Source organism: Actinoplanes sp. NPDC021490 (genome assembly GCF_055562135.1).
Genome location: NZ_JBVHFW010000025.1, coordinates 133,152 through 150,137, shown reverse-complemented (window position 1 = coordinate 150,137; position 16,986 = coordinate 133,152). Strand labels below are relative to the sequence as shown.

Here is a 16,986-nt window from a genome sequence, read left to right as displayed (position 1 = left end):
TCATCCTCTCATCGCGCTTGCACCGACCCGGCGAGGCCACCGGCCGGCGTGGACGGCGGTGGGCTGCCCACGGCCGGCATGTAGGTGCCCGCGACGAGACGCCGGACGGTGGGAACAGCCAGCGCCGCCATCCCCAGCGTGAGCACGGCCAGCGCGACCGCGGTCCAGACGGTCTGTCCGGCGACCCGCCCGGCGGCCAGCCAGTTGACCGACAGCGTGAACGCCGCGGCGTACGAGAACGAGAACGCCCACCACCCCGGGCCGAACGCAACCCGCCGGTAGACGGGGACGAGCCGCAGTTGCACCAGGACCATGAGGACCGCGTAGCCGGCGAGCCCGGCGGCGATGGCGTCGAGATGTCCGCCGTTGAGGAGGAACCAGGCGTTCCCGGCGACCACCGGCGGGGCGACCTCGATCGCGATGGTCGGACGCAGCGGCGGCGGCAGCGCGGGCGACGTGAACAGCCGCAGCAGGATGATCGTGCCCAGGATGAACCAGCAGATCACCCCGTAGCCGAACATGACCATCGCCAGAGTGCGGTGACCGAGTGCCGCGCTGCCGCCCGCCGCGATCAGTCCACCGCCGACGGTGGGCAGGAAGTAGCCGGGATGCCACTGCGCCAGCTGGAGATCCGCAATGATCCACTCGCCCGACAACCAGCCGCCGACCGCCACGGTCAGCGCCAGGGCGACGCCGAAGACCAGTTCGCCGGCCACCCGGGCGTGTCCGGCCAGCGCGACGCCGAGCAACATGGGCACGATCACGATGAGCGCGGTGAAGGGGGAGAACACCGGATCGGTCAGCTCGGTGCGCAACCGTCCACCCCGTACGACATTGCGCCCGTACCAGATCAGGGACGCCACCCAGACGGCCGCCGTGATGATCCACACGGTGTCGGCCGGCCATCGCGGCGTTCCGGCCACCGCGTGCGCCGTCGTCCAGCACTGAGCCAGTCCGCAGAGCCCGAAAGGCAAGGCGAAAAGGTTCGGTGTCACCCGGTAGCCGCTACTCGCTGACGTCATGGCGTCCTCCGACTGCTCGCGTCCGGGTGATCAGCGCAGGAACGCGAGAAGTTCCGCGTTGAACTTGTCCCGCTCGTCGACGTAGACGGCGTGCCCGGCGGTCGCGAACGTGACCAGCCGCGCGTTGCGGATGCCCGCGGCCACCGCCTGGCCGTGATCCAGCGGCAGGATCTTGTCGTTGATCGCGTGGAACACCCGGGTCGGCACCTTGATCCGGGCCAGATCGGCGGTCAGATCGTCGTCCCGCAGAGCGATCAGGCCGGCCCGGCTGGCCGGCAACGACGCCTGGTCCAGGCATTGCCGCTCGAAGAACTGCAGGAACGGATCGGTGGTGACGTCGGTGTGGGTGGAGAAGAAGTTCTTCGTCAGATCCCGGACCGGCACCGTACGGTCGGTGGCGTAACCGGAGATCAGGGCGGCCAGCCCGGCGGCGAGGTCGGCCGAGTGCGGCCCGTACACGAAGCGGGGAGCCGCCGGCTCGGCCACCACCAGCTTGCCGATCCGGCTGCCGAAGCGGGACGCGTGCCGCAGCGCGACCGCACCACCCATCGAATGCCCGACCAGGGTCACGTCGTGCAGCGACAACGCTTCCAGAACGGTCTGGATGTCCCGGGCCCAGACGTCGTAGCCGTACGGGCCGTACGGGGCGTCGGACAACCCGAAGCCCCGCTGGTCCAGGGCGATCGCCCGGAAGCCGTGATCGGCCAGGAAGAGCAGGTTGGACTCCAGCGTGGTGGACGCCAGCGGCCAGCCGGGAACGAAGACGACCGTGCCCCGGCGGCCGCCGTTCAGGTCGGCGATGTTGACCTCGACTCCCGGGGCCACCGGAATGCGGGTGCCCACGCCGGGACGCGGAGCTGCCGCGGCCGGCGAGACACCGGTCCCGGCGACGGCCGCCACGGTCAGCGCGGCACCTGTTCCGGCGGCCAGCATCGCCCGGCGCGAGGTTCCGCGCCGGCCGGACATGTCGCCCTCGTCGGTCGCGTTCTGCATGTTCATGTCGTGTGCTGCCCTTCGTCGATGTCCGGTGGGCCGGGGCTCGGTCTGCTGGCCGCGGCGGCGCTCAGGCGCCGGCGGCCTCGAGGATGATCCGAGCGGTCTCGGCCGGGTGGGAGATGCCGACCACGTGGGAGGCGCCGGCGATCTCGACCGTCTCGCGGGCCTTCGCGCGGGCGGCCATGATCCGATGGGCGCCGGCCGGGATGTTGCGGTCGAGCTCGCCGAACAGGAACCAGCTCGGCACCGACTGCCACAGTGGGCGATCGCCCGACGGCTCGGCCAGGGCGCGGTCGGTGACCGGGCGCTGCGTGACCGCCATCAGCCGGGCCTGCTCCACCGGCAGGTCGGCGGCGAACTGGTGGTGGTACTTCTCCGGGGCGATGTAGGTGTCCGCACCGCCTCCGGTCAGCGGCACCGGAACCAGGGTCTCGGCCAGCGTCGACCCGGGCGCCAGCGCGGAGGCGTCGGCGCAGCTCTCCTGCGCCTCCAGGGCGAAACCGGCGATGTACACGGCGCCGGTCACCTGTCCCGGCGCGGCGGTGACGTTGGTGAGGACCGCACCGCCGTACGAGTGCCCGGCCAGCACCACCGGACCGTCCAGCGTGGCGAGCAGATCGCTGAGCAGCGCGGCGTCCGACGCCACCCCGCGCAGCGGTGTCGCGAAGGCGATCACCCGGTGGCCGGCCGACACGAGCGGATCCAGCACTCCGTTCCAGCTGGACGACTCGGCGTACGCCCCGTGGACCAGGATTATCGTCGGCTTCATCAGGTGCCCCTCTCGGCGGCCCGCCACCACGACGGGTAAACAGAGGTTGGCAAGCGGCACCCGCGGGGGCCATCCGGTTGACCGGAATTCCGGCCCCGGCCGGCCCGCGTTTTCTTCCGGTGAACTCCCGCCGGTCTTCGGGCCCACCGTTCTGGTCAGCCCACCCCGGCTCTGCCAGGTTGACATCAGACCGGACGACCGAGGAGCGCACATGTCCACCATCACCGTCGGCACCGAGAACTCGACCTCGATAGACCTCTACTACGAGGACCACGGCAGCGGACCGGCCGTGGTCCTGATCAGCGGATGGCCGTTCGACAGCCGGTCCTGGGAGGCCCAGGTGCATCCGCTGCTGACCGCGGGGTACCGGGTGATCACCTACGACCGCCGCGGTTTCGGCCGGTCCAGCCGGCCCACCGTCGGCTACGACTTCGACACCCTGGCCGCCGACCTCGACAAGCTGCTGACCACCCTCGACCTGCGCGACGTCACCCTGGTCGGGCTCTCGCTGGGCACCGGCGAGGTCGCCCGCTACATCGGCGTCAACGGCACCCAGCGGCTCAAGGCCTGCGTGTTCATCGAAAGCCTGGCCCCCTCGTTCGTCAAGTCCGGCGAGAACCCCAACGGTGTCGACCAGGCCGGGGTCGACGGTGTTCAGCAGGCCATCCTGAACGACCGGCCGGCCTGGCTCACCGGGCTCATCGGCGACATGCTCAACCTCGACGAGCTGCTCGGCAAGCGCGTCAGCGAGGAAGCCGTCCGCAACCTGTGGAACGCCGGCGCCGACGCCTCACCCGAGGCGACCTGGGCCTGCCCGCAGACCTGGCTGGACGACTTCCACGAGGACATCAAGCGCATCGACGTCCCGGCGCTGGTGCTGCACGGCACCGCCGACCGCATCCTGTCGATCGACGGCCAGGGACGCCGCATGCACGCGGCGCTGCCGGACGCGCACTACGCCGAGATCGACGGCGGACCGCACCTGATGTGCCTGAGCCACGCCGATGAGGTCAACCGCGAACTGCTCGCCTTCCTGGCCCGATAACTTCGCCCGTTCAAGGAGAATCCCGATGTCCGAAGGTCCCGCCGTCTTCGGCGGCTTCGTGCAGCACTCCCTGCAGACGGACCGGGGACGAGTCTTCGCCCGGGTCGGCGGGCAGGGGCCGCCGGTGCTGCTCCTGCACGGATACCCGCAGACCCATGTCATGTGGCACACCGTGGCCGAACTGCTGACCGACCGCTTCACCGTCGTCGTGGCGGATCTGCCCGGATACGGAGCGTCCTTCCGGCCCGTGCCCGCGGCGGACCACGCGCCCCACTCCAAGCGCGCTCTCGCCGCCGACCTCGTCCAGGCTATGAGCCTGCTCGGCCACGAGCAGTTCGCCGTCGCCGGCCACGACCGGGGCGGACGGGTGGCGTACCGGATGGCCCTGGACCACCCCGGAACGGTCAGCGCCGCCGCGGTCCTCGACGTCGTGCCCACCGGCGACGTGTGGGCCCGCGCCGACGCGCAGATGGCGCTCGGCTACTGGCACTGGGCGTTCCTGGCCCAGCCGGCCCCGCTGCCCGAGCGTCTGATCGCCGCCGACCCGGGCGCGTTCTTCGACTTCCACGTCCGGGCCCTCGGCCTCGGGCGGGCGCCGGGCCGGTACCCGCCCGAGCTCATGGCCGGCTACCGGGCGCTGCTCGACGACGTGAGCACCGTGGAGGCCATCTGCGAGGACTACCGGGCCGGGGCCACGGTGGACCGGCAGCACGACGACGCCGACCGGGGCGTACGGAAAATCGACTGTCCGCTCCTCGCCCTGTGGAGCGCGAACGGAGCCCTCCCACGCTTCTACGGCGACGTGCTCGACGTCTGGCGGCCCTGGGCCGGCGACCTCACCGGTCACCCGATGCCGGGCAGCCACTTCCTCGTCGAGGACCAGCCCGAGGCCGTCGCGGAAGCCGTGTCCACGTTCCTCCAGCGCCGGCCGTCGGCGTTCGGAATCTCGTGACCCCTGTAGAAGGAGTCAGCCATGTCAGCCGAAGCAACCGAGCACGGTGAGCAGACCGACGAGCTCGCCGCCACGCTCAAGCGCACCGAAACGCTGCGCCGCAGCTCATCCATCCCGGGCCGGGAGATCGTCCAGGTGCGTACGGAGATTCCGGCCGGCGTCCAGTCCGGCTGGCACGTCCACCCCGGCGAGGAGGTCGGCTACATCGTCGCCGGAACCGTCCGGATGGAGATCCGCGACCAGCCGACGCTCACCCTGCATCCCGGCGACGGCTTCCTGATCCCGCCGCGGACGCCCCACAACGCCACCGACCTCGGCCCCGACACCGGGCTGATGCTGTCGACCTACATCGTCGAGCCCGGACAGCCGCTGGCCACCTTCGTCCCCTGACGCTTGCGGCCCGGCCAAGCAAGCTGGGTTGCAGTCAGGTGACCGAAGAGGCCGGCCGTCGCGGAGGTCCAGGCTGTGGTCGTCGACTCAAGAGACGGAGCACCACCATGCCGACCATCGTTTTCCTTCATGGCCTCTGGCTGCACTCGAGCTCGTGGAACTCCTGGCGTGACCACTTCGGGGCGGCCGGTTACGACACGATCGCACCGGAGTGGCCCGGCACCCCCGACACCGTCGCTGCGGCTCGTGCCAACCCCGAGACGGCCGCGGACCACGGCATCGACGATGTCACCCAGCACTTCATCGGCATCATCGAGACCCTGGACGAGGCGCCGATCCTCATCGGCCACTCGTTCGGCGGGATGATCGCCGAGAAGATCCTCGGGCTCGGCCATGCCGCCGCCGCCGTCGCCATCGACGCCGCGCAGATCAAGGGGGTGCTGCCCCTGCCGCTGTCCGCCCTGCACTCGACGCTGCCGGTGTTCAAGAACCCGGCGAACATCCACCGCGCGGTGTCGCTGACCGCGGAGGAGTTCCGCTACAGCTTCGGCAACGCGATCAGCGAGGACGAGTCGCACGCGCTGTGGGAGCAGTGGACCATCCCATCGCCCGGGCGGCCGTTGTTCGAGGCCGCTGCCGCGAATTTCCGCCTCCACTCGCCGGCCGCGGTGAACACCGGCAACGACGAACGAGGTCCGCTGCTGCTGATCGCCGGCGGCAAGGACCACACCGTTCCCGAGGTGATCACCAAGGCGACCCTGAAGCAGTACCGGCACTCCGCCGCGGTCACCGACCTGATCGAGTTCCCCGACCGCGGCCATTCGCTCACCATCGACGGCGGCCGGCTCGAGATCGCCGAGACCTCACTGGCCTGGCTGCGGAAGCAAGGGATGTGACCATGCTGGCGATGCGCGCACATCGGCGGGGCGACGCGGGACAGCTGGTCGTCGAACAGGCGCCGGTCCCGGTCCCGGTGGACGGCGAAGTGCTGGTCGAGGTGCACGCTGCCGCGATCACCCTGACCGAACTGACGTGGGATTTGTCCTGGCAGACCCGGGAGGGCGCGGACCGGACCCCGGTCATCCCGTCGCATGAGGTGAGCGGGGTGGTGACCGGCGCCGGTGCCGGGGTGACGGGGGTGGCGGCCGGCGACGAGGTGTACGGGCTGATCGATTTCGACCGCAACGGCGCGGCCGCGGAATTCGTCACCGTTCCCGCCTCGGCGCTGGCGGCCAAACCGGCCAAGGCCTCGCATGTGGAAGCCGCGGCCCTCCCGCTCGCCGCGCTCACCGCATGGCAGGCCCTGGTCGACCACGCCGGCATCCGGCCGGGCGAACGGGTGCTGGTGCACGGGGGAGCGGGCGGGGTCGGCGTCTACGGCGTGCAACTGGCCGCCGGGCTGGGCGCGCACGTGATCGCCACCGATCGGGCGCAGAACGAGAGGTTCGTACGCGACCTGGGCGCCGCCGAGTTTCTCGACTTCACCACGCAGCGCTTCGACTCGATGCTGAGCGGCCTGGACGTCGTCCTGGACGCAGTGGGCGGCGAGACCCTGAACCGCTCCTACGGCGTGCTGCGTCCCGGCGGCCGGCTGATCACGCTCGCCGCTCCGCCCGACCAGCGCGCCGCGGCCGAACACGGCGTCACCGCGACCTTCTTCGTGGTCACCCCCGACCACCTCGAGCTGGCCCGGCTGGCCGAGATGGTCGACGCCGGGACGCTGCGGCCGATCGTGTCCCGGGTGGTGCCGCTGGCCGACGGTCCGGCCGCCTTCGACACCGGCGGTCGCCGTCAGCCCGGCAAGGTCGTCATCCAGGTGCGTCCCTGAGACGCCTCATCCTTGGTGACCTGATCCGGCCAAAGCAGCGGCGATCTCGCCGCGGGAGGTGATGCCGAGCTTCGGGAACGTGCGATAGAGGTGGGAGCCGATGGTCCGGGGCGACAGGAACAGTCGCTCGGCGATCTCCCGATTGCTCAGACCGTCCGCGGCCAGGGTGGCGATCTGCAGTTCCTGCGGAGTCAGATGGTCGCGGGCATCGGGCACCCGGTTGATGGTCTCGCCCGACGCACGCAGTTCGGCGCGCGAGCGCTCGGCCCAGGGGCGGGCGCCCAGCGCGTCGAAGGTGTCGGCGGCGGCACGCAGGTGCGGCCGCGAATCGACCCCCCGGCGTTGCCGGCGCAGCCAGGACCCGTACGCGTACTGCAACCGGGCCCGCTCGAAGGGCCAGCTCGCCAGCAGGGCGAAACCCAGAGCGTCCTCGTACGCCGCCTCCGCGTCCGCGGCCGGCGCCAGCAACGCGCGGCAGTAGTTCCGGGCGACAAGCAGAACCGGGAAGGGTCCGATCGAGGTCAGCTCCTCGAGCAGCAATCGCAGGTCACTGGCCCGCCCGCAGCCGAGGGCCGCGTCGGCCAGGTGGCTGACCATCCACAGCCGGATGACCGGATGGTGGGCCGCGTCGGCGGGGTCGAAGATCCGGTGCAGATGGTCGTAGGCCGCCGCGTGCCGCCCGCTGGTCAGCGCCGCGGCACCCCGGACCATCTCCACGTAGGCCAGCAGCGGATTCGCACCCATCGAGAGCACCACGGCCTCGCCCGCCTCGGCCAGCGCCAGTGCCTCGGCCTGGTTGCCGCGCAACGCTTCCGCGTACCCCCGGACGATGTCGGCGGTCACGGCCCACAACGGCTGACCGGTCTCCAGCGCCAGGTCACGCGTCTGGATGGCAGCGGTGACGGCCAGCCGGACGTCGGCGAGCTGAGCGGCGAAGGAGGCCTGCTCGTGCAGTGCCTGGGCCAGCAGTCCGAGGAGCCCCTTCGCGCGGGTGGCGGCCACCGCCGCGCCGGCGAAGATCAAGGAGGTGGGGAAGTCGCCGAGCGCCCCGGCCGCCGCCGCCATCAGGTCGAGCTCGACCGAGTCGGCGTCGAGCTCGGTCGCCAGCATCGCCACCCGGGGCAGCGTGGCCTCGACCTGCTCGAGCGGCGCCACCAGGGCCAGCACCGAGACGAGACGGCGGTTCATCGGGTCGGCCTGCAGCCGCTCGGCCGCGGCGACGACCAGGTCACGCGTCTCGCGGTCGGGGTTGGACCAGAAGCAGCGCAGGCTGACCGCGACCAGCGAATCGAGGGCGAGCTCGCCGTCGCCGTTCTTCCGCATCCGGTCGACGATGTCCATGTACGAGCGCATCCGGGTGGCCCCGGACCAGCCGCCGCCGAGGTAGATCTCGCGGAGCCAGGCCAGATGGGCTCGCTCGGGCGCTCGCATCGGCCGGCTTTCCAAGCTGCTGATGAGGCGCCGCGTCGCCTCGATGTCGCCGACCTCACTGGCGGCGATGGCGGCCCACAGCAGCCGGCTGGCGGCTTCCTGCGCGTCCTCGCTCAGCTGAGCGGCCCGCTCGAGCGACGAAACGGCCGTCGCCGTGGCGCCGCGCTGGCGGGCCTCGTTGGCGGCCGCGGTGAGGTCCGCGGCGAGTTGTTCATCGGGGCCGGTGGCCGCCTCGGCCCGGTGCCAGATCTGCCGCTCCGGCCGGTCGGCCAGAACGGTGGCGAGGGCGGCATGCGCGGCCCGCCGGCGGCTGACCGATCCTCCCTGGCGCAACGCCGAGCGCACCAGCGGATGCCGGAACCGGACCTGGGACAGATCGTCCACCTCGATCAGACGCGCCGCGACCGCCGGAGTGAGGTCGTCGGCGCTGACCGGCCCCTCGCCGAGCAGCGCCGCCGCGTTCACGATCTCGTCCATGCCGGAGCCGTCACTGAGCGAGGCCATGAGCAGCAACGCCTGTGCCGCCACCGGCAGGTCGGAGACAGCTTGGGCGAAGGTGCGTTCAATACGGGCGGGCAACGGCAAGGTGGCGGACGGCAGTCCGGCCGCACCGTACCGGCCGGCCACCTCGGCCAGCTCGACCAACCCCAGTGGATTACCGGCGGCCTCGGCCAGAACCCGGCTCCGCAAGTCGGCCCGCAGAGCCGGAGCGCGGGCCTGAAGCAGGTCGGCGGCCGGGCCGGTGGCCAGGGGCTCGACGCGCAACTCGGTCAAACCGCCGCGCTCGAGCCGGACGTCGGCTCCGACGCCGTCACGCATCGCCGTCAGCAGCAGCACCGGGTCGGTGTGCAACCGCCGGGAGACGAACGTCAGCGCCTCCCAGCTCGGCCCGTCCAGCCATTGGGCGTCGTCCACCAGGATCAGGGTGGGGCCCGCGGCCGTGACGAGGTCGAGAAGCTCCAGGCCGACCCGGGCCGGTGTCTGCTGGGCCGAGATGGCCGACACTGCCGCCCTGCGGCCCTCGCCGGGAGGGAGTTGCCGGATCAGCCGGTGCAGGCCCGCGTACGCGATGTCGAATTCGGCTTGCACCCCGGTGACCGTCAGGACCTGAGCGGTTGTCTGACGCGCGGCCCAGTCGAGCAGGGTCGACTTGCCCACGCCGGCCTCGCCCCGGAGCACGACCGCCGCGCCGGACCGGTGCAGATCGCCGAGCAGCCGGAGCAAGTGGGCCTGCTCGGCCTCGCGCCCCACGATCGCGTCCGCCATCGTGCCTCCGGATCCCGGGGAACTTCCCCGGCGACCCTATCGCGTTCGAGGCCGGCCGGACCCGGTCAGCGCCGGTCGGCCGGGAGGACGTACGGGAACGAAGTCTGGCTGCGGGGAACGTCACCGGCTCGGAGGCCGCCCGGAATGCCGGCGTTCGTGGCCAGGCTGAACATGATCTCGGGTGCGTTGTCGCTGAGCCGTCGTCCGTTGAACGCGGCCAGACCGAACAGCGCGGGCGTCCCGACGACGTAGCCGAGAAGATCCGGCATGATCCGGTCGAGCAGGCCGGCCGCGTACGTCTCGGGAAGCTCGGCGGTTCCCCGCCGCCGGACCACCGAGGCCACCAGACCGGCGATGGAGTCGCCGTAGGAAGCCTTGTCGTCGCGCGGATGCGTCTCGTTGGCGTGGCTGGCCGCCTCGCTGTCCTTGTCGCGGAAGAGCGGCCAGATCATCGGCAGCCCGGTGCGGCCGACCTGCCGCCAGCCGCCCGCGTCGGTGGCCAGCTTCGCGGTGCTCCAGGTGGCCACGTGCCGTCCCCGTCGCCAGGCGCCGGCCCCGACCGGAACGGTGAGGACGATGGACTGCACGGTCGAACCGGTGAAGGTGTCCTTGGCGGTTCCGGGCAGCCAGCGGAACAGGTCGGGGTCCTCGCCCTCACCGATCGCGTGATTGATCGCGTCGAGCTGGCCGAGATCGAGGTAGAACGGCTCGACCGCCTCACCGGCCCACACCCGTCCGCCCTCACTCGTCGAGACGGCCTCACCGGTCCGGCCGCCGGCGATCTTCGTCCCGGACGCGTCGTCGTGGCCGGCTCCGGTTCCGGTGAGCATTTCGACCTCGTACGGCTGATGGCCGTCCTGGCCGGGGCCGAAGACGAAACGGTAGGTGATCGCCTCGTCCGGACTGCCGTCCAGGTGGATCTTGAACTCGTAGCGGGCCTCCGGATGGAACGCGTCGGCGTGACCGTCCGCGGCCAGCGACGTCCGCACATTCATGATCAGGACGGTCTCCTCGCCGCCGTCGAAGAGGTACTGGTCGGTGATGTTCAGGCGCGGGTCCTGCCGCGCCAGCGGTGAATCCAGGTGATGCGACATGTCCTCCATGGTGGGCGCGCGGCCCCTCCGGCGGCTTCAGTCACGTGACGCAAGATGACGCCGGCTCCGGCCGCTTGCCCGTACGTCAGGAGCCGACGTGGACGCCGGGCCGGCGGGTCTGGTCGGGCTCGTGTTTGCGGATGATCTCGCGGGTCACGGGGGCGGTGTCGCCGCGGCCGAGGAGGAAGTAGCGGATCATGTGCACCAGTGGGCTGCCTTCGGCCCAGGCGAAGTAGCAGTGCGGGCGTACGCCGGTGGCGTCGCGCAGGGCTAGCAGGATCGCGGCGATGGCATTCGGCGCCGCCGGGGCCTCGGTGCGCAAGATCCGGTAGCCGTCGACGTCGATGCCCCGGACGATCAGGGTGTCGCTGAACTCGGAGGGGTCGACCACGTCGATCTCCAGGAACAGGATGTCGTTGGCGCCCGGCACCGGGTTGTCGCCGCGCTGCTCGCTTTCCTTGAACCGGTATTCGGCGGCGTCGCCGGTCTGGCGGCGGTGGGCGACCAGGTCGAGCGCGCCGTCGAGGGCGAGCGATTCGGTGATGAAGCGGCGGGCGGTCTCGTCGAACTCGATGCTGTCCACGCGCAGCTCGGTGGTCCGGCTGACCCGGGAGATCAGCGAGACGGTGATGATGCCGGCGATGAACAGGCCGGAGATGGCGATGCCGTCCGGCTTCTCGATGATGTTCTCGACCAGCGCGTAGCCGAGGATGAGGGTGAGCAGCGCGAAACCGGCCGTGGCGCCGCGCTTGCGGCGCCGGTACGCCCAGGTGGTGACGGCGAACGCGCCGGAGACCATCATGGCCAGGATGCCGGTGGCGTAGGCGCCGGCCTGGGCGTTCACGTCGGCGTCGAAAGCGATCGTGATGATGACGGTGATGACCGTGTAGACCAGGACCACCGGGCGCACGGCGCGGCCCCACTCGGGGGCCATGCCGTAGCCGGGCAGGTAGCGCGGCACGATGTTGACCAGGCCGGCCATCGCCGACGCGCCGGCGAACCACAGGATTCCGATGGTGCTGACGTCGTACGCGGTGCCGACCGTCTCGCCGAGCTGCTCGTGGGCCAGCCAGGCCAGGGCCCGGCCGGCGGCCTCCCCGCCCGGTTCGAACTCCTCGGCCGGGATGAGCACGGTGGTGACGAAGCTGGCCGCGAGCAGATAGACGCTCATGATGAGCGCGGCCGTGGTCAGCAGTTTCCGGCTGTTGCGGATGCGGTTCTCCAGCCGCTGTTGCGGGTCGGCGCCCGGGGCAGCCACCAGCGGCATCATGCTGACCCCGGTCTCGAAGCCGGACAGGCCCAGCACCAGCAGCGGGAACGCCACCAAGGCGGGCTCCAGCAGACCGCCGAAGCCGCCGCCGGTGTCGCCGAGCGCGGACGTCCAGGCCGACCACGCGGCGCCGTCGGTGATGACGTGGACCAGGCCGTCGCCGATGACCAGCGCGTTGAGCCCCAGGAACAGCGCGACCAGCGGGATCGCGACGCTGACGGCCTCGCTGAAGCCGAGCAGGAACACGAAGCCGAGCAGCAGGAGCAGCCCGACGGTCAGCGCTACCTCGTGGCCGTGCAGGAAGGACGGGAAGAACGGGTTCTCCACCACGTGCACGCCGGCGTCGGCGGCCGACAGGGTGATGGTGATCAGCCACGAGGTGGCGACGAAGCCGAGCAGCACCAGGACGAACAGTTTGCCCTGCCAGAACGGCAGCAGCCGCTCGAGCATGGCGACCGAACCGGCGCCGTGCGGGCTCTCCCGGGCCACCCGCCGGTACATCGGCAGAACACCGAACAGCGTGAGCGCGACGATCAGCAGGGTGGCCAAGGGGGAGACCGCCCCGGCCGCGGCGACGGCGATCGCCGGCACGTAGGCCAGGCTGGAGAAGTAGTCCACCCCGGTCAGGCACATCACCTTCCACCACGAGTGCTGCTCGGTGTGTGCCTCGCCCGCCGCGGGCCCGACCGGCTGCACCCGGTGGCGCAGCAGCCAGCCGGGCACACCCGTCGAGGGCATGGTCTCGTGGGCCGGGGATGCCATGACTGCAGGCACGGCGTACTCGGGTGGCGCCTCGATCGGCCCCGGTTGATCGTTCACCCGATCAGGGTACGAGCCGCCGCCGGTGGCGCCGATCACCGTCGCCGTCAAAAAGGCGTTAACGATCGGGCGGCGGGCGTAGTCATCGCGTGAACGCCGATGACGAGGGGTTCTGGCGCGCCGATGCTTCGTCTCGAAGCAAGCACCACCCCTTCGTCTAGGAGTCGCACCGTGGCTGATCTCGTGTTCGTCGTGATCACGGTGGCGCTGTTCGCAGCGCTGGCCGTACTGATCCGGGCGGTCGAACGCTGGTGAGCGCCGTTAACGTCATCGGCCTTGTCGTGGCCGTCCTGCTGGCCGCCTTCCTGGTGGCCGCCCTGCTCTTCCCGGAGAAGTTCTGATGGCCGGCTGGTTGTTCGTCATCACGCTGGTGCTCGCGCTCGTGGCGGTGTACCGGCCGTTCGGTGACTACATGTACCGGGTCGTCACCGGGGAACGCAGCAACGTCGTCGAGCGCGGCGTCTACCGCCTCGTCGGTGTGGACCCGAAAGCCGAGCAGACCTGGGGTGTCTACGCCCGCAGCGTGCTCGCGTTCTCGGCCGTCTCGATCCTTTTCCTGTTCCTCTTCCTGCGCCTGCAGGACAAGCTGTGGCTGTCGCTGGGCATGCCCACCATGAACAGCCACGTGTCCTGGAACACGGCGGTCAGCTTCGTCTCGAACACCAACTGGCAGGCGTACGCGGGGGAATCCGCCCTGGGCCACCTGGTGCAGATGGCCGGCCTGGCCGTGCAGAACTTCGTCTCCGCGGCCGTCGGTGTCGCAGTCGCGGTCGCCCTGATCCGCGGATTCGCCTCGCGGGGCAGTGGCGCGCTGGGCAACTTCTGGGTCGACCTGACCCGGATCACGCTGCGCATTCTGCTGCCCGTGGCGGCCCTGGCCGCGCTGATCTTCATGGTCGGCGGCGTGGTGCAGAACCTGTCCGGCGGCACCGACGTGACCACCCTGACCGGCGCGACGCAGCACCTCACCGGCGGACCGGTCGCCTCCCAGGAAGCGATCAAGCTGCTCGGCACCAACGGCGGCGGCTTCTACAACACCAACTCCGCGCACCCGTTCGAGAACCCGTCCACCTGGACCAACTGGATCCAGATCTTCCTGATCCTGCTGATCCCGTTCAGCCTGCCCCGCGTGTTCGGCCGCATGGCCGGGCAGAACCGGCAGGGGTACGCCATCGTCGCGGTCATGGCCGTGCTGGCCATCGCCTCGGTCGCGCTGACCGTCGGCTTCGAGATGCACGGCTCGGGCACGGTGCCACAGGCGGCCGGCGTGGCGATGGAAGGCAAGGAAACCCGCTTCGGCATCCCGGGCTCGGCCACCTACGCCGCCGTCACGACACTCACCTCCACCGGCGCGGTGAACTCGTTCCACGACTCGTACACCGCGCTCGGCGGCATGATGCCGATGGTCAACATGATGCTCGGCGAAGTCGCCCCCGGCGGCACCGGCTCCGGCCTCTACGGCCTGCTCATCCTGGCCGTCATCACGGTCTTCGTCGCCGGCCTGATGGTCGGGCGCACGCCGGAATACCTCGGCAAGAAGATCGGCGCCCGGGAGATGAAACTGGCGTCCTCGTACTTCCTGATCACCCCCGCGCTCGTGCTCATCGGCACCGCTGCGGCCTTCGCCACCGGCAACAACGCCACGGCGCTCAACGTCGGCCCGCACGGTCTCTCCGAGGTCCTGTACGCCTTCACCAGCGCCTCGAACAACAACGGCTCGGCCTTCGGTGGCATCACGGTCAACACCCCGTGGTGGGACACCGCGCTGGGCCTGGCCATGCTGCTCGGCCGGTTCCTGCCGATGGTGCTCGTGCTGGCCCTGGCCGGCTCGCTGGCCCGGCAGAAGGCCACCCCGGAATCCGAGGGCACCCTGCCCACCCACCAACCCCTGTTCGTCGGTCTGGTCGTCGGCGTCACCGTCGTGCTGGTCGCGCTGACCTTCCTGCCCGCCCTTGCTCTCGGACCCATCGCGGAGGGCCTGTCATGACCACCCCCACCCTCGAAAAACCCCAGGCCGAAGCGGTCGCGTCGGCCGGTGACGGCAAGGTCGGCGGCGGCCTGCTCGACCCGAAACAGCTCTGGCAGTCCTTGCCGGCTGCCACTCGCAAGCTCGACCCGCGCGTCATGTGGCGCAACCCGGTCATGTTCATCGTCGAGATCGGCGCAGTGTTCACCACCGTGCTGTCGATCGCCGGCCCGAGCGTCTTCGCCTGGATCATCACCGTCTGGCTGTGGCTCACCGTCGTCTTCGCCAACCTGGCCGAGGCCGTCGCCGAGGGCCGCGGCAAGGCCCAGGCCGCCGCCCTGCGCGCGGCCAAGCAGGACACGGTCGCCTATCTGAAGGACGGCCGCGAGGTCCCGGCCACCGAGCTCACGCTGGGCGATGTGGTCGTGGTCGAGGCCGGCCAGATCATCCCCGGTGACGGCGACGTCATCGAGGGCATCGCCAGCGTCGACGAATCGGCCATCACCGGCGAGTCGGCCCCGGTGATCCGCGAATCCGGAGGCGACCGGTCGGCCGTCACCGGCGGCACCAAGGTGCTCAGCGACCGGATCGTCGTACGGATAACTCAAAGGCCCGGAGAAAGCTTCGTCGACCGCATGATCGCGCTCGTCGAAGGGGCCAACCGGCAGAAGACGCCGAACGAGATCGCCCTGAACATCCTGCTGGCCGCGCTGACCATCATCTTCCTGCTGTCCGTAGTGACCCTCCAGCCGCTGGCCATCTTCTCCAAGGCGTTCAACGCGGCGGCGCCCGACACCGTGGCCCTGGACGGCCATGGCGTCACCGGCATCGTGCTCGTGTCGCTGATCGTCTGCCTCATCCCGACCACCATCGGGGCGCTGCTCTCGGCCATCGGCATCGCCGGCATGGACCGCCTCGTTCAGCGCAACGTCCTGGCCATGTCGGGCCGCGCGGTCGAGGCCGCCGGCGACGTCAACACGCTGCTGCTCGACAAGACCGGCACGATCACGCTGGGCAACCGGCAGGCCGCCGAGTTCGTCCCGGTCGACGGCGTCACCGCCGCCGGACTGGCCGACGCCGCCCAACTGTCCAGCCTGGCCGACGAGACACCCGAAGGCCGATCGGTGGTCGTCCTGGCCAAGAACGAGTACGGGCTGGGCGAACGGGAGCCCGGCCTGATACCCAACGCGACGTTCGTGCCCTTCACCGCGCAGACCCGGATGAGCGGCATCGATGTCGGGGACCGGCAGATCCGCAAGGGCGCCGCGTCCGCGGTCCTGAAGTGGGTCCGGCAGAACGGCGGGCACCCCACCGAGGAGGTCGGCGAGATCGTCGACACGGTCAGCGGCACCGGCGGCACCCCGCTGGTGGTGGCCGAACTCGTCGCCGGGCAGCCGGCCCGCGCCCTCGGCGTCATCCACCTCAAGGACGTCGTCAAGGCGGGCATGCGGCAGCGCTTCGACGAGATGCGCCGGATGGGCATCCGCACCGTGATGATCACTGGCGACAATCCCCGTACGGCGAAAGCGATCGCCGACGAGGCCGGCGTGGACGACTTCCTGGCCGAAGCCACACCCGAGGACAAGCTGGCCTACATCAAGAAGGAGCAGGACGGTGGCCGGCTGGTCGCGATGACCGGCGACGGCACCAACGACGCGCCCGCGCTGGCCCAGGCCGACGTCGGCGTGGCCATGAACACCGGTACGTCGGCCGCCAAGGAGGCCGGCAACATGGTCGACCTCGACTCCGACCCGACCAAGCTCATCGAGATCGTCGAGATCGGCAAACAGCTGCTGATCACCCGCGGCGCGCTGACCACCTTCTCGATCTCCAACGACATCGCCAAGTACTTCGCGATCATCCCGGCCATGTTCGCCGCGGTCTACCCGGGCCTCGACACGCTCAACGTCATGCGGCTGCACTCACCCGGCTCGGCCATCCTGTCCGCGGTCATCTTCAACGCGCTCATCATCGTGGCGCTGATCCCGCTGGCCCTGCGCGGCGTGCGCTACCGCCCGTCGAGCGCGTCGGCCCTGCTGCGCCGCAACCTGTGGATCTATGGCCTCGGCGGCATCGTGCTGCCGTTCGCCGGCATCAAACTCATCGACCTCCTCGTCCAGTTCATCCCCGGGATCTGA

The 16,986-nt window shown here is 70.6% G+C and carries 15 protein-coding genes; 9 read left to right on the top strand and 6 right to left on the bottom strand.

The window, feature by feature from the left end; all coding sequences use genetic code 11:
• Positions 1-8: 8 nt before the first annotated feature.
• From ACZ3I4_RS44400 to ACZ3I4_RS44390, 3 genes are all read right to left on the bottom strand, one after another.
• A complete protein-coding gene (locus ACZ3I4_RS44400) occupies positions 9-1,022 on the bottom strand; it encodes an SLAC1 family transporter (protein WP_465388184.1) in 1,014 nt (337 codons plus the stop codon).
• A 30-nt stretch (positions 1,023-1,052) separates the two neighbouring features.
• Complete coding sequence (locus tag ACZ3I4_RS44395; protein ID WP_465388183.1) at positions 1,053-2,021, bottom strand: alpha/beta fold hydrolase; 969 nt, start codon at positions 2,019-2,021, stop codon at positions 1,053-1,055.
• 64 nt (positions 2,022-2,085) lie between these two features.
• Positions 2,086-2,787 (bottom strand): alpha/beta fold hydrolase, encoded by a 702-nt coding sequence (locus ACZ3I4_RS44390; protein ID WP_465388182.1) that lies wholly within the window; start codon positions 2,785-2,787, stop codon positions 2,086-2,088.
• Positions 2,788-2,998: 211 nt separating this feature from the next.
• Here ACZ3I4_RS44390 and ACZ3I4_RS44385 point away from each other — a divergent pair, with 211 nt between their 5' ends.
• From ACZ3I4_RS44385 to ACZ3I4_RS44365, 5 genes are all read left to right on the top strand, one after another.
• On the top strand, positions 2,999-3,832 hold the full coding sequence (locus ACZ3I4_RS44385; RefSeq protein WP_465388181.1) for an alpha/beta fold hydrolase: 834 nt from the start codon (positions 2,999-3,001) through the stop codon (positions 3,830-3,832).
• Positions 3,833-3,857: 25 nt separating this feature from the next.
• Positions 3,858-4,784, top strand: a complete 927-nt coding sequence (locus tag ACZ3I4_RS44380) for an alpha/beta fold hydrolase (RefSeq protein ID WP_465388180.1) — start codon at positions 3,858-3,860, stop codon at positions 4,782-4,784.
• A gap of 21 nt (positions 4,785-4,805) precedes the next feature.
• On the top strand, positions 4,806-5,174 hold the full coding sequence (locus tag ACZ3I4_RS44375; RefSeq protein ID WP_465388179.1) for a cupin domain-containing protein: 369 nt from the start codon (positions 4,806-4,808) through the stop codon (positions 5,172-5,174).
• Positions 5,175-5,281: 107 nt separating this feature from the next.
• Complete coding sequence (locus ACZ3I4_RS44370; RefSeq protein ID WP_465388178.1) at positions 5,282-6,070, top strand: alpha/beta hydrolase; 789 nt, start codon at positions 5,282-5,284, stop codon at positions 6,068-6,070.
• Positions 6,071-6,081: 11 nt separating this feature from the next.
• Positions 6,082-7,002 (top strand): NADP-dependent oxidoreductase, encoded by a 921-nt coding sequence (locus ACZ3I4_RS44365; RefSeq protein ID WP_465388177.1) that lies wholly within the window; start codon positions 6,082-6,084, stop codon positions 7,000-7,002.
• Positions 7,003-7,008: 6 nt separating this feature from the next.
• On the opposite strand, the gene ACZ3I4_RS44360 is transcribed toward ACZ3I4_RS44365, so the two are convergent.
• The 3 genes from ACZ3I4_RS44360 to ACZ3I4_RS44350 form a co-directional block, all read right to left on the bottom strand.
• Positions 7,009-9,699, bottom strand: a complete 2,691-nt coding sequence (locus ACZ3I4_RS44360) for a helix-turn-helix transcriptional regulator (protein ID WP_465388176.1) — start codon at positions 9,697-9,699, stop codon at positions 7,009-7,011.
• Positions 9,700-9,764: 65 nt separating this feature from the next.
• Positions 9,765-10,793: a DUF4331 family protein gene (locus tag ACZ3I4_RS44355; RefSeq protein ID WP_465388175.1), complete on the bottom strand. Its 1,029-nt coding sequence runs from the start codon at positions 10,791-10,793 to the stop codon at positions 9,765-9,767.
• Between the two features lie 85 nt (positions 10,794-10,878).
• Positions 10,879-12,825 carry an APC family permease gene (locus ACZ3I4_RS44350; protein ID WP_465388210.1) on the bottom strand — a complete coding sequence of 649 codons (1,947 nt, stop codon included), beginning with the start codon at positions 12,823-12,825 and terminating at the stop codon, positions 10,879-10,881.
• 180 nt (positions 12,826-13,005) lie between these two features.
• On the opposite strand from ACZ3I4_RS44350, the gene ACZ3I4_RS44345 reads away from it, so the two are divergent.
• From ACZ3I4_RS44345 to kdpB, 4 genes are read left to right on the top strand one after another with little or no spacing between them, the layout of a single operon-like run.
• A complete protein-coding gene (locus ACZ3I4_RS44345) occupies positions 13,006-13,137 on the top strand; it encodes a hypothetical protein (protein ID WP_465388174.1) in 132 nt (43 codons plus the stop codon).
• Entirely contained in the window at positions 13,134-13,223 is a 90-nt protein-coding gene (gene kdpF / locus ACZ3I4_RS44340; protein ID WP_221381504.1) for a K(+)-transporting ATPase subunit F, read from the top strand. The genes ACZ3I4_RS44345 and kdpF overlap by 4 nt, the downstream gene beginning before the upstream one ends.
• On the top strand, positions 13,223-14,869 hold the full coding sequence (gene kdpA, locus ACZ3I4_RS44335; protein ID WP_465388173.1) for a potassium-transporting ATPase subunit KdpA: 1,647 nt from the start codon (positions 13,223-13,225) through the stop codon (positions 14,867-14,869). Before kdpF ends, kdpA begins: the two co-directional genes overlap by 1 nt.
• Positions 14,866-16,986 (top strand): potassium-transporting ATPase subunit KdpB, encoded by a 2,121-nt coding sequence (gene kdpB / locus ACZ3I4_RS44330; protein WP_465388172.1) that lies wholly within the window; start codon positions 14,866-14,868, stop codon positions 16,984-16,986. Before kdpA ends, kdpB begins: the two co-directional genes overlap by 4 nt.

What these genes read in the sequence shown, in the direction of transcription:
- ACZ3I4_RS44400 (WP_465388184.1), bottom strand. Translation starts at nt 1,022, where the DNA reads ATGACGTCAGCGAGTAGCGGCTACCGGGTGACACCGAACCTTTTCGCC.
- ACZ3I4_RS44395 (WP_465388183.1), bottom strand. Translation starts at nt 2,021, where the DNA reads ATGAACATGCAGAACGCGACCGACGAGGGCGACATGTCCGGCCGGCGC.
- ACZ3I4_RS44390 (WP_465388182.1), bottom strand. Translation starts at nt 2,787, where the DNA reads ATGAAGCCGACGATAATCCTGGTCCACGGGGCGTACGCCGAGTCGTCC.
- ACZ3I4_RS44385 (WP_465388181.1), top strand. Translation starts at nt 2,999, where the DNA reads ATGTCCACCATCACCGTCGGCACCGAGAACTCGACCTCGATAGACCTC.
- ACZ3I4_RS44380 (WP_465388180.1), top strand. Translation starts at nt 3,858, where the DNA reads ATGTCCGAAGGTCCCGCCGTCTTCGGCGGCTTCGTGCAGCACTCCCTG.
- ACZ3I4_RS44375 (WP_465388179.1), top strand. Translation starts at nt 4,806, where the DNA reads ATGTCAGCCGAAGCAACCGAGCACGGTGAGCAGACCGACGAGCTCGCC.
- ACZ3I4_RS44370 (WP_465388178.1), top strand. Translation starts at nt 5,282, where the DNA reads ATGCCGACCATCGTTTTCCTTCATGGCCTCTGGCTGCACTCGAGCTCG.
- ACZ3I4_RS44365 (WP_465388177.1), top strand. Translation starts at nt 6,082, where the DNA reads ATGCGCGCACATCGGCGGGGCGACGCGGGACAGCTGGTCGTCGAACAG.
- ACZ3I4_RS44360 (WP_465388176.1), bottom strand. Translation starts at nt 9,699, where the DNA reads ATGGCGGACGCGATCGTGGGGCGCGAGGCCGAGCAGGCCCACTTGCTC.
- ACZ3I4_RS44355 (WP_465388175.1), bottom strand. Translation starts at nt 10,793, where the DNA reads ATGTCGCATCACCTGGATTCACCGCTGGCGCGGCAGGACCCGCGCCTG.
- ACZ3I4_RS44350 (WP_465388210.1), bottom strand. Translation starts at nt 12,825, where the DNA reads ATGGCATCCCCGGCCCACGAGACCATGCCCTCGACGGGTGTGCCCGGC.
- ACZ3I4_RS44345 (WP_465388174.1), top strand. Translation starts at nt 13,006, where the DNA reads ATGCTTCGTCTCGAAGCAAGCACCACCCCTTCGTCTAGGAGTCGCACC.
- kdpA (WP_465388173.1), top strand. Translation starts at nt 13,223, where the DNA reads ATGGCCGGCTGGTTGTTCGTCATCACGCTGGTGCTCGCGCTCGTGGCG.
- kdpB (WP_465388172.1), top strand. Translation starts at nt 14,866, where the DNA reads ATGACCACCCCCACCCTCGAAAAACCCCAGGCCGAAGCGGTCGCGTCG.